The following is a 12,071-nucleotide window of genomic DNA, read 5'->3' as shown; positions in this document are numbered from 1 at the left end:
GGAAGTAGCGCGACTATGCTCTCTTCTATGCGTCATTCCCGTTGGTTCCACCGCCATGCCTGGCTCGTGGTGGCGCCGCTGATCGCGGTGGGAATCATCGGGGCGCTCCTCACACGTCAGACGGAGCCGGACCTGACCATCCTGTGCTCGAACAAGGCCGAGGCGTGCGAGGCGGTGGCGCACTCCTTCGAGGCGGCTCAGGGGGTGAATGCGCTGGTGGTGCGCGTGCCGACGTCGCAGGCCCTCGCCCACATCTCCTCGCCCAACGCGCGCGGCGAGTTCGACGTGTGGATGGGCGGCCCAGCCGAGGCCTACACCCAGGCCGCCGCCGACGGTCTGCTGCGCCCGCTTGCGAGCGAGCCGGCCAACTCGATCCCGGGGCGCTGGAAGGATCCCGGCCGGCGCTGGTTTGGGATTTACGGCGGCGTACTCAGCCTGTGCGTGGCCAACGACGCCGTGGCGCCAGTTTCGTGGGACGCCCTCATCGACCCGGCCTACGCCGATGCGATCGCGATGCCGCACCCGTCGACGTCGGGAACGGCGGCCACGATCTTGTGGAGCCAGGTCGAGCGGCTTGGCTCGGAGGACGGGGCACGGGCCTACTATCGGGCGCTGGAGAAGAATGTGGGCACCTACACCACGTCGGGCACGTTCCCCGCGCCGATCGTGGCCGGCGGGCGGCTTCCCCTGGCTCTCACCTTTGACTCCTACTGTCTGGCGGAGCGGAACGCTGGCAAGGCGGTCCACCCGGTCTACTTCGCCGACGGTGTCGGTTTCGAGATCGGCTCGGTGGGGGTGCTGGCCGGGACCACGCGCCCCGAGCTGGCCGAGGCCTTTGTCGGCTACGCCATCGCCGATGAGGGGCAGATGGTGAGTGCGGCGGCTTCCACGCAGTATCCGACGTCGGCGGCGCTCGCTGGTAACCTGAGCACCACGCTCGATGCCGTGGCGGTGCCGATCTTCGGGGAGGACATCGAGCGGGCGGGCGCCCACCGCTCCGAGCTCATCGCGACGTGGGAGCGTGACCGGCTGGGCGATTCGCCCTACCTGGAGGCGTTGCCGCGCAGCCTGGTCGTGGCGCTGGCCGCCGGGCTCGTCTCCGCGCTGGCGGGCATGGCCCTGGCGCTCGGCTACCGCTTCGGCCGCTTCCGCGTGCTCACTGCCATGCTGGCCGTCACGCCCTTCCTTCTGCCGCCGGCCACGTGGGCGCTGGCCCTGACCTACCCTCCCTTCGGCCTGGACGTGGACGGTACGGGCGTGGTGATCCTCGCCAGCGCGATCTCCTCGGTGCCGATCGGCTTTGCTGTGTCGCTCCTGGCCCTGGCGGCCGTGGGTGATCGCCATCTCATCGAGGCCAGGGCACTCGGTCTGCCGCGCTCCGCGATCGCCGCCAGGCTGGTGGCGCCGCAAGCGGCCCGGGGCGTTCTCATGGCCACGGCCGTGGCCGGCCTGCTCACCCTCACCGACCCCACGCTCACCCTTGTCTTTGGTGGCACGCGGCGGTATTTCGCCTCCGAGATCCTCATCGGCATGTCGACCAACCGGCCCGGTGCCATGCCCGCGGCCCTCGCTATTTCGTGTGCGATCGCGGCGCTCGTTTCGCTCCCGCTCAGCCGGGCGCTGACGGCGCGGATCCGCAGTGTCGACCCCGGCTCACCCAGCCCGCCGGCCCCGCAGCCCTGGGCTGGCCTGCTGTTCGCGCTCGCAGTTCCCCTGGTGGCGCTCGCCTGGATCGTGGCGGCCAACGCGAGGCGCTCTGCCTCCCTGTCCGTCACGACGACCGTGGCCATCCTCCTCGTCGTCGTGACCGTCGCCCTCATCCTCGCCGGCCTTATCGTCATGGCCGTGCCCGTGCGCCGCGCACACCTGCTCGTCTATCCCTCGCTCGTGCTCGTCCTTAGTGCGCAGACCACCGGCGGGGTGTTCGTCAGTGCCCTGCACAGCGACTGGATGGAGCTGGCCGGCGCGAAGCTGGTGCCGCCGATCGTGGGCGTCGATTCGCTCTACCAGGGCTTCCTCGGGGTGGTGTTGGCCTACCTGCTGCTGGTGCTGCCGCTGGCGGTGCTGGCGATGGTGATCGTCCGCCTCGACATCCGGCCCTTCGTTGCTGCCATGCGTGACGCGGGGGCCTACCGCTTGCGCCTGGCCGGCGAGCTTCTCCCGATCGTGTGGCCCACCCTCACGATCGCGGTCGCGCTGCTGACGGGCCTGGTCCTCACGCGCAGCGCGCCGGCCATCTTTATCGACGTCGGGGGCAGACTTGCCCTGACCCCTCTGGCCGTCCAAAGTCAGGTCGCCGCCGCCGCAGACGGGCAAGCGTTCGGCCTGAGCATCATCATGAGCATGCTGGTGATCTCCCTGCTGGCGGTGGCCGGCGTGCTGTGGATCGAAGTGAGGAGGAAGCGATGGCGCTCGTCGTCGACCGTGTGAGCGCGGGGATAGTGCAGGACGTGTCGTTGCGGGTGGAACCCGGGCAGGTCCTTTCGATCGTCGGGCCATCCGGGTGCGGCAAGTCCACCCTGGTCCACGCCATCTCGGGGGCCATCCGGGCTTCGGGGCGCATCAGCTTCGGCCGTGACCTGGACTCTCTGCCCATGCACAGGCGCCCCACGGGCACGGTCTTCCAAGACTCCGTGCTCTTTCCCGGCCGCGACGTGTGGGACAACGTCGCCTTCGGGCTCGACGACACCGGCCTTGCCCCCTCCCAGTGCGAGGACCTGGTCAACCTCACGCTCGCCCAACTCAACATCCTGGGCCTGGCACACGTGGGCGTGGAGCACCTGTCGGGCGGGCAGACCCAGCGCGTGGCCCTCGCCCGCACCCTCGTTCGCCGACCGCGAATCCTCCTCCTCGACGAGCCGCTCGTCCACGTCGATCCCTCCCTGCGCGCCTCGATCCAATCCACGATTATCGAGCAGGTGCGGCGCAACAAGATCGCCGCCATCTACGTCACCCACGACGTGGAGGAGGCATGCCGGCTTGGAGATACCATGGCGATCATGGATCGCGGGCGCATCGTCCAGTGCGCAAGGCCGGCCGAGCTCTACCGTCAGCCCGCCACCGCATTCTGCGCGCGCGTCATGGGCATCCCCAACATCCTGAGCGCCAAGATCAGCCGGGCCAGCGAGGGCGTGGCACACGTGGAGTTTGGGCGAGTCTGGCTGGGGCTGCCCACCGTCCAGCAACTCGTACCGGGCCGGGCCGACGTCGTCGTGCCGCCGGAGACCCTTGCGCTCACCGAACCGGAACAGGGGATGGTGACCGGCCGGGTCATGCGTGCCATCTTCGCGCGCACGCACATGGAGTACGAGGTGGAGACGCCGCTCGGCACCCTCGTGGTGACCGAGCCGGAAACCATGCGGACGCGAGAGGTGGGGCAAGAGCTCGGCGTGGTCTTCACGTACGGCTGGTTCGTGGAAGCGCAATCCTGACGTCAGTTCGCTTAGGGGTATCTGCCAGATCTCCCCTGGTGCAGTGGCGTGCGCCATGATGTCATAATGGGGGCCATGCCTACATTATTGCTCATCATTCTTATCATCGGATTCCTGCTCCTGGCCTTCATGGGGTGGGTCATCGTCACCTACAACCGATTCGTGGCGTTGCGGGAGAACGTTCGCAACGCAATGGGGCAGATCGCCACCCAGATCGAATCCCGCTGGGATGCCCTGACTTCGGTGATCGCCGCCGCCAAACAGTACTCGGAGCACGAGGCCGAGACCCTTCTGGCCGTGACGAAGGAGCGCGCGCCCCTGCGCCCCACCTCCACCCCGGCCGACGTGGCGGCGGACGACCAGGCATTCGGCTCGATGCTCGGCCGCTTCAACGCGCTCGCGGAAGCCTACCCGCAGCTGCGCGCGTCGGAGACCTACCAGTCCGCGATGGGCGAAGTGACGCGCTTTGAGGACAACGTGCGCCACTCGCGCATGTTCTACAACGACGCGGTGACCAAACTCAACCGCTACCGCGGCCAGTTCCCCTCGATGATCGTCGGCGCGCTGTTCGGCTTCAAGCAGGAGGCCTACTTCGAAAACACGGCCACGAAGAACGAGATGCCGGGCTGGTCATGAAACGCCTCGTCTTCGCCTTTGCACTTGTCCTGATCCCGGCGCTCTTCGCCCCGATCCCGGCACAGGCGACCGAGATTTCAAGCATCGACATCGTGGCCGAGTTGCAATCGGACGGGTCGATGCGCGTGACCGACACCCGCACGTTCACGGCGCAGGACGGCACCGAGCACTACATTTCGCTCGGCAACCTCGCCGATTCGAAGGTCTCGGACTTCTCCGTGGTGCTCGATGGCAAGTTGCTGACCGACGTGGGCGAGTGGGACGTGGACCGCAGCCTGGAGGAGAAAGCCGGCCAGTCGGGCGTCGTGACCCTCGACGACGGCTACGAGCTCGCCTTCGGCTTTGGCACGTACGGCACCCACACCGCCGTCATGACGTACACGGTGACGAACGTGGTCAAGAACCTCACCGACGGCGCCCAGGCCGTGTACTGGGAGTTCATCCCCTACAACATGACGTACAGTGAGTCGATCTCGATCTCACTGACGAACGCGATCGGCATGACCTACACGCAGGAAAACTCGCGCGTGTGGGGGTTCGGCTACGAGGGCCGCACGGCGATCACAGCTAGCGCGCTAACGGCCAGCTCCTCCGGGCCGATCGACTCCTCGGACCACATGGTCATGCTCGCGATCTTCCCCGAGGGGCCCTTCGCCACCACCTCGCAGCTCGACCACACCGCCGAGTCCCTCGAGGCGAAGGCGAAGGAGGGCTCGGACTTTTCCGATCGCGGCGACGATTCCGAGGGCGACTTTTTGGTCACGGGAGAATCGTCATCGACGGGCAAGTTGCTGTCGATCCCCATCCCCGCGCTTCTCACCATCGCGTTCGTTGCGATCGGGCTCGATGTGGCCAGGAGGTCGAAGAACTCGACGAAGCACGGCTTCGCGGGCCGGGTGGAAAAGGACGAGTACTGGCGCGACATCCCCTACGACGGCCGACTGGAGGACCTCGTGGCCCTCTATGGCTCTCCGTTGCCCGGACTCGCCACCGCGCTCTTCCTCACCTGGGTGGGGCAGGGGGCCGTGCGTGAGACGACGATGGAGCGGGGCCGCTTCTTCAAGCGCGACGAGCCGGCCTTCATTATCCAGCGCGAGCCCGTGATCCAAGGGCCCACCGAGCAATGGCTGTGGTCCATAATGATGGCAGCTGCCGGCGAGGACGGGATCTTGCAGGCCAGCGAGATCGAGCGATACACGCGCAGGAATGTCTCTACCATGAAGCGGTGGCGGGAAGAAGCGCTCGATCAGTCACGCCTGGAGATGATCCACCAGGGCCTCATGGTCAAGACGAAGAAGAGAGTGCTGGGTGTGTTCCCCACCACCAAGTACGACGCGACCGGCCGCGGCAAGGAGCTCGCCCGCCGCGTCGTCATGCTGCGCAACTACCTGACGGACTTCTCCTTGCTCGCCGAACGCGGCGCCTCCCAGGTGCTGCTGTGGGACCAGTACATGGTGTGGGCCGGCTACCTCGGGATCGCGCAGGAGGTCCAGGAGCAGTTCAAGATCGTGGACCCGGACTACGCGACACAGTCCAGCTTCACCCCGAACTCGGTGTCCATGGCCTCCTCGATCTCCTCCTCGCTCAGCTCCGCGTACAACGACGCCACCTCCTCGTCCTCGGGCGGGGGCGGCTTCTCCTCCTCCGGCGGCGGTGGCGGTTCGTTCGGTGGGGGATCCGGCGGCGGCATCCGTTAGGATGAACCTATGAGTGAACAATGTGGATGCGGTGGCAAGGGCCACGAAGGACACGGCCACGGCCGTGGCGGCTGCGGGTGCGGCGGCCACGGGCACGGGCAGGGCCGTGGCGGCTGCGGTTGCGGTGGCAAGGGTAAGCACCACGGCGTGCGCACGGCTAACACCCCCGCGGGCGCCCCAGACGATCGTTCCGAGGGCCGGATGCAGCTCGGATTGCGCGGGCAGTGAAGGTGTTTCACTCGGCCGAGGATTACGACCTCGGCCCCTCGGTTGTGACCATCGGTATCTTCGACGGCGTCCACCGCGGACACCACGAGATTCTCGCCCAGACCGTGGAGCAGGCTAGCGAGCGCGGCGTTGCCTCCGTGGCGCTCACTTTTGACCCCCACCCCAGCCACGTCCACCGTCCCGACGTCGACCTCCCGCTCATCTCAACCCTCGAGGACCGTCTCAATATGCTGGAGGCGGCAGGCCTGGACGGCGTCGTCGTGCAAAAGTACGACCTCGACTACGCCGAGACGACCCCTAAGGCCTTCGTGGACGAGGAGCTGATCGGGAAGCTGAAGGCGGTGGCCGTCGTCGTCGGCGAGGACGTGCGCTTCGGCAAGGGTAACGCCGGGGACGGGCAGTTCCTGGTCGAGTACGGCGAGGGCCGGATCGACGTGACGCTCATCGACGACCTGGGCGGGCCGTCCGGCAGGCGCTATTCCTCCACGTGGGTGCGCGAGTTGCTCGAGGCGGGCAACGTGCGTAAGGCCGCGAAGATCCTCGGCCGGCCACACCGGCTGCGCGGGATCGTCCAGCACGGCTTCAAGCGCGGGCGCGAGCTCGGATTCCCCACGGCGAACCTGCCCGGCTCGGGCGTGGGGGAGGTGCCGCGTGACGGCGTCTACGCTGGCTGGGTGGTGCGGCAGGTGAAGGGATCGACGGCGACAGTCCACCTTCCCGCCGCGATCTCGATCGGCACGAACCCCCAGTTCGACGGCGAGGAGCGCACGGTGGAGGCCCATGTGCTCGGGCGCGCCGACCTGAACTTGTACGGGGAGGAGATCGCGATCGACTTCGTAGATTACGTGCGCCCAATGATGAAGATGGACTCGGTGGAACAGCTGCAGGCCCAGATGGATGACGATCTGCGCAAGAGCGCGGAGATCCTCGGCGTGCCGGTCTCGCACAGGGTGGACCCGAAGGACGTCACGGCCCGCTAACTGACAGAGGCGCATATCACCCATGCGGCCACGGAGGCGTGATTGCGCGCCGTGCTAGACTAGCTAAGCCGTTCGATCGGCCGCGGAGCGTCATCGCTTGGGAGAACATGCCCCAGGCTCCGCGCAACGAGTAGAAGGAGAATCGTATGGCTCTGTCCAAGGAGCGTAAGGACGACATCATTAAGGAATACGCGACTCATGAGGGCGATACCGGCTCTCCCGAAGTGCAGATCGCTCTGCTCTCGGCTCGTATTTCTGAACTCACGGAGCACTTCCGCACCCACAAGCACGATCACCATTCGCGCCGCGGCCTGATGCTCCTCATCGGTAAGCGCAAGCGTCTTCTGACGTATCTTCAGAACGAAGACATCGAGCGCTACCGTTCGCTGATTAAGCGTCTCGGCCTGCGCCGCTAGACGCCCGATCGGCTCGCTCCCCATGGAGCGGGCCGATTGTTCGTCTCACCGCCTGGTGGGCGAACGTAGAAGAAGTTATCCCCGTCGGTCCTCGGTTGTGGTTGCCGCTCACGAAAGCGTCAATGACAATCGATGACCGCGGGCAGATGAAAAGGAGATCCATGGAGGGTCCAGACGTGAAGTTCGCCGAAGCCGTTATTGACAACGGCTCGTTCGGCACCCGTACCATTCGTTTCGAGACCGGCCTGCTTGCCCGCCAGGCTGCCGGCTCGGCACTTGCTTACCTCGACGGCGAGACGACCATCCTGTCCGCCACCGCCGTCTCCTCTCAGCCGAGGGAACAGTTCGATTTCTTTCCGCTGACCGTTGATGTCGAAGAGCGCCAGTACGCGGCCGGCCGCATCCCCGGCTCGTTCTTCCGCCGCGAGGGCCGCCCGTCCACCGACGCGATCCTGGCCTGCCGCCTCATCGACCGCCCGCTGCGCCCGGCGTTCGCCAAGGGCCTGCGTAACGAGGTTCAGATCGTGGCCACCGTGCTCACGGTTCACCCGGATGACGCCTACGACGTCGTCGCCATGAACGCCGCCTCGATGTCCACCCAGATTTCCGGCCTGCCGTTCTCGGGCCCGATTGGTGCCGTGCGCTTGGCCCTCATCGACGGCCAGTGGGTGGCCTTCCCGCGCTACTCCGAGCTTCCGGATGCCACGTTCATCATGGTGGTGGCCGGCCGTATTGTTGGCGACGACATCGCCGTTATGATGGTCGAGGCCGAGGCTGGCGATGAGGCGCTGGACAACGTGGCCAAGGGCGGCACGAAGCCCACCGAGACCTCGGTTGCCGAGGGCCTCGAGGCCGCCAAGCCCTTCATCCGCACCCTGTGCGAGGCGCAGCTCAAGCTCGCCGAGCAGGTGGAGAAGGAAGAGCTTGACCTGCCGCGCTTCCTGCCGTACGAGGACGAGGAGTTCGAGGCTGTTGGCCAGCAGATCAACGGCCGCTTCGAGGCCCTGTGGGGCATCGTGGACAAGCACGAGCGCGACGACGCCCTCAACGAGCTGACCGAGACCATCGTCTCCGAGCTGTCCGACCGCTTCGAGGACCGCGAGCAGGCCCTCACCCTGGCTGTGAACCAGCACTGGAAGGAGGAGATGCGCTACCGCGTCCTCACCGAAGGCGTGCGTATGGACGGGCGTGCCCCGGCACAGATCCGCACCATCACGGCCGAGACCGAGGTGCTTCCGCGCGTTCACGGCTCGGCCCTGTTCCAGCGTGGCGAGACCCAGATCCTGGGCGTGACCACCCTCAACATGCTCAAGATGGAGCAGCAGCTGGACAACCTCTCGCCGGTCACGGCCAAGCGCTACATGCACCACTACAATTTCCCGCCGTACTCGACCGGTGAGACGGGCCGCGTGGGCTCGCCCAAGCGCCGCGAGATCGGCCACGGCATGCTCGCCGAGCGCGCCCTGGTCCCGGTCCTGCCCGCGCGCGAGGACTTCCCCTACGCGATCCGCCAGGTTTCTGAGGCTCTCGGCTCCAACGGTTCGACGTCGATGGGCTCGGTTTGTGCCTCCACCCTGTCGCTCCTCAACGCGGGTGTGCCGCTCAAGGCTCCGGTTGCCGGTATCGCCATGGGCCTGATCTCCGGCGTGGTTGAGGGCGAGCAGCGCTACGTTGCGCTTACCGACATCCTCGGCGCCGAGGACGCGCTTGGCGACATGGACTTCAAGGTGGCTGGCACGCGTGACATGGTGACGGCCCTCCAGCTTGACACCAAGCTGGACGGCATCCCGGCCGCGGTCCTCGCCCAGGCGCTCACCCAGGCTCACGAGGCCCGCCTCGCGATCCTCGACCTCATCGAGGAAGCCGCCCCGGCCCCGGACGAGATGGCGGAGACCGCCCCGCGCATCATTTCCATCAAGATCCCGGTGGACAAGATCGGCGAGGTCATCGGCCCGAAGGGCAAGATGATCAACCAGATCCAGGAGGACACGGGCGCGGAGATCTCGATCGAGGACGACGGCACGGTCTACATCGGCGCGAACGACGGCCCGTCGGCCGAGGCCGCCCGCCAGACCATCAGCGCGATCGCCGATCCGCAGATGCCGGAAGTGGGCGAGCGTTTCGTGGGCACGGTGGTCAAGACCACCACCTTCGGTGCGTTCATCTCGCTGGCCCCGGGCAAGGACGGCCTCCTGCACATCTCGCAGGTCCGCCGACTGGTCGGTGGCAAGCGCATCGACGCCGTGGAGGACGTGCTCAACGTTGGCGACAAGGTCGAGGTCGAGCTGGCCGAGATCGATCAGCGTGGCAAGCTCTCGCTCCACGCGGTCCTCACCGACGAGCAGCTGGCCGCTGAGGCCGAGCAGAGCGCGAAGGAAGAAGAGGATCGCCCGCGTCGCCGTAACCGCCGCGAGGATGGCGAGAAGCGTGGCGGCGAGCGTCGTCGCCGTCGCACTCGCACCCGCGAAGAAAGCGACTCGGAGGAGTCCGCTGACGAGTAATCGGTAGATGGGTGAGGGGCCGGTCCGCAGGGGCTGGCCCCTCGCCCTTATCTCTCCAGGGTCTACGAAGACTGCGACAACTTCCAAAACGCGGCTGAGACGAGACCGAGCCAGGCGGGGGAAGGTGTTCCATTGGGGTTGGTGTAGGCGTCGGTGCCGGGTGCCCAGTAGGTCCACCGGTCATCCCGGAGGACCGCGGTGGCGTGGCTGAGAACGGGATAATCGTCGCTCAGCACGCCGAAGAGTCGATAGATTGGCTCGTATTCGTCATCGCGGGGAACCTCGCGCTCGAGCAGACGATACATCGTTCCGCCAGAGTTGACATGAATCGTGAGGTAGTTGTGCACTGCGACGATGGACACTCTACCTTCTGGCAGGTCCACTTTGGGTGCACGCAAGCCTTCGGCCAAGGCAGAACAGGCGCGGCGAGTGAACTCGGCCCACGGGCCATCTGGCTCGTCGATCCATCGACCGTCGCGAACTGAATATCGGCCCAGGATGTTATCTTCGACCCACGGCGTATGCAGGGTTGCGACAGATATATCGCCGTTGTCGTTTAAGCAGATGTCGGGTTCGAGGCGGCTGCCGCCAGCGCCATCGAGGCGGTCCCAGACTTGGAAATAGAACAGGATGTCCGGGTCGAACCACTGGATGGATGTGCTTGCGTCGGCGAACGTGGTGACGAGGGCTCCGGCGCGCGGCCGACCCTGCGGGGTCTGGGGAAGCGTGGGCCAGGGAATAAAATGTGCGTGCATGCGTAATCCTCAGTAGATGCTTTCGTTACGGATTGTAAATCTGTGACCAGAGAGCTCACCAACGCGTGGGCAAGCCCGTTGCGACAGGTGGTGTGGTTGAGACGAAAAAAGTAAGATGGGCTATCTTATGGCGCTACAACTACCACTGGATCTTCCGGGCACTCTCGCATTCGACGACGACGGCATCCCCACCCAGCGCACCCTCCTCCCCAGCGGCATCCGCGTGCTTACCCAGCACGTGCCGGGGCAGAAGTCGGTGGCGCTCGGTTTCTTGGTAGGAGCCGGGTCGCGCGACGAGGCCCGGGACGCTGAAGGATCCACACACTTCCTTGAGCACTTGCTCTTCAAGGGCACGCACACAAGGTCGGCCGCGGAGATCTCGGCCCTGGGCGACGCGCTGGGCGGTACGATGAACGCCGCCACGGCCCGCCTGTATACCTGCTACTACGGCCACGTCTTCGCCGGCGACCTGCCTGAATTGCTGAATCTCCTCGTGGACATGTTCTGCAACTCGCGCCTCGACCGATCCGACATGGAGCTCGAGCGCGGCGTCATCCTCGAGGAGCTCGCCGCTGCCGACGACGACGTGTCCGACGTCGCGTCCGATGCCATCCTGGAGCTCGTCATGGGCACCCACCCGCTGGCGCGGCCGATCGGTGGAACGTTCGAGACGGTGGAGGCGCTCGACCATGAGCACATGGTGGGCCACTACCGGGACAACTACCATGCCGGAGAGCTCATCGTGACCGCCGCGGGGGAGGTGGACCACGATCGGCTTGTTGCCCTGCTGACCAAGGAGCTGCGCGAGGCGGGGTGGGACCTGGCCGAGCGGGCGCCGGAACCGCGCCGCCGCGGAGCGGACATTCGGTATACGGCCGGGGGTGAGGGCTTCGCGGAGCGCCCAGGGCGCCAGTCCTCCGTGGTGGTCGGATACCCCGGGCTGCCGCTCCTGGACGAGCGGGAGGAGATCCTCACTGCGCTCGAGACGATCCTGGGCGGCGGCCAGTCCTCGCGGCTCTTCCAGGAAGTGCGCGAGCGGCGCGGGCTGGCCTATGCCACCTATGCCTGGCAGGCCGGCTACCTTGAGGGTGGCCTGGTTGCGATGGAGGCGCTGTGCTCGCCCTCCCACACGCAGGCGGTGGCAGAGATCATGACCGAGTGCCTGCATGACATCGCGGACAGCGGTGTGAGCGAGCGCGAGGTCGATATCGCCTTCCGCCAACGCCGGGCCCGCCTCGTCTTTTCCGCGGAGAGCAACTCGTTTCGGCGCTCCCGGCTCGGCACGTCCGAACTGTTCGGGCGTCTGCGTTCGCTCGACGAAGTACTTGCCCAGGCGCGCGCCGTCACTGCGGAGCAGATCCAGGAGCTGGCCCGCGATATCGCCCGCTCGCCGAGATCGCTCATGATTGTCGGACCCGGGTCTTAGA

At 66.5% G+C, this 12,071-nt stretch carries 10 protein-coding genes; 9 read left to right on the top strand and 1 reads right to left on the bottom strand.

Features of this window, described 5'->3' with window-relative positions:
- Positions 1 to 27: 27 nt before the first annotated feature.
- The 8 genes from HMPREF3167_RS02980 (at position 28) to HMPREF3167_RS02950 (ending at position 9,889) form a co-directional block, all read left to right on the top strand.
- Positions 28 to 2,430, top strand: coding sequence for an extracellular solute-binding protein (locus HMPREF3167_RS02980; RefSeq protein WP_070445414.1), 2,403 nt, complete (start codon positions 28 to 30; stop codon positions 2,428 to 2,430).
- Positions 2,406 to 3,431 (top strand): ABC transporter ATP-binding protein, encoded by a 1,026-nt coding sequence (locus tag HMPREF3167_RS02975; protein ID WP_070445413.1) that lies wholly within the window; start codon positions 2,406 to 2,408, stop codon positions 3,429 to 3,431. Before HMPREF3167_RS02980 ends, HMPREF3167_RS02975 begins: the two co-directional genes overlap by 25 nt.
- Before the next feature lie 75 nt (positions 3,432 to 3,506).
- Positions 3,507 to 4,067 (top strand): LemA family protein, encoded by a 561-nt coding sequence (locus HMPREF3167_RS02970; RefSeq protein ID WP_068538525.1) that lies wholly within the window; start codon positions 3,507 to 3,509, stop codon positions 4,065 to 4,067.
- Complete coding sequence (locus HMPREF3167_RS02965) at positions 4,064 to 5,764, top strand: DUF2207 family protein (protein WP_068538416.1); 1,701 nt, start codon at positions 4,064 to 4,066, stop codon at positions 5,762 to 5,764. The genes HMPREF3167_RS02970 and HMPREF3167_RS02965 overlap by 4 nt, the downstream gene beginning before the upstream one ends.
- 9 nt (positions 5,765 to 5,773) lie before the next feature.
- A complete protein-coding gene (locus HMPREF3167_RS09910; RefSeq protein ID WP_083200509.1) occupies positions 5,774 to 5,992 on the top strand; it encodes a hypothetical protein in 219 nt (72 codons plus the stop codon).
- Positions 5,989 to 6,972, top strand: coding sequence for a bifunctional riboflavin kinase/FAD synthetase (locus tag HMPREF3167_RS02960; protein ID WP_068538415.1), 984 nt, complete (start codon positions 5,989 to 5,991; stop codon positions 6,970 to 6,972). The genes HMPREF3167_RS09910 and HMPREF3167_RS02960 overlap by 4 nt, the downstream gene beginning before the upstream one ends.
- A gap of 146 nt (positions 6,973 to 7,118) precedes the next feature.
- The gene (gene rpsO, locus HMPREF3167_RS02955; RefSeq protein ID WP_062612106.1) at positions 7,119 to 7,388 is read left to right on the top strand and encodes a 30S ribosomal protein S15; all 270 of its coding nucleotides are present in this window, start codon (positions 7,119 to 7,121) and stop codon (positions 7,386 to 7,388) included.
- 161 nt (positions 7,389 to 7,549) lie between these two features.
- Positions 7,550 to 9,889, top strand: a complete 2,340-nt coding sequence (locus HMPREF3167_RS02950) for a polyribonucleotide nucleotidyltransferase (protein ID WP_062612108.1) — start codon at positions 7,550 to 7,552, stop codon at positions 9,887 to 9,889.
- Between the two features lie 62 nt (positions 9,890 to 9,951).
- Here the strand turns inward: HMPREF3167_RS02950 and HMPREF3167_RS02945 are convergent, their stop codons facing one another.
- On the bottom strand, positions 9,952 to 10,644 hold the full coding sequence (locus HMPREF3167_RS02945; protein ID WP_062612111.1) for a hypothetical protein: 693 nt from the start codon (positions 10,642 to 10,644) through the stop codon (positions 9,952 to 9,954).
- Between the two features lie 127 nt (positions 10,645 to 10,771).
- On the opposite strand from HMPREF3167_RS02945, the gene HMPREF3167_RS02940 reads away from it, so the two are divergent.
- The gene (locus HMPREF3167_RS02940) at positions 10,772 to 12,070 is read left to right on the top strand and encodes a M16 family metallopeptidase (protein ID WP_082661080.1); all 1,299 of its coding nucleotides are present in this window, start codon (positions 10,772 to 10,774) and stop codon (positions 12,068 to 12,070) included.
- The last annotated feature ends 1 nt before the right edge of the window (position 12,071 follow it).

Source organism: Trueperella sp. HMSC08B05 (assembly GCF_001808405.1).
In the GTDB taxonomy this organism is placed as follows: Bacteria; Actinomycetota; Actinomycetes; order Actinomycetales; family Actinomycetaceae; genus Trueperella; species Trueperella bernardiae.
This window is presented reverse-complemented; position numbering and strand designations above follow the sequence as displayed.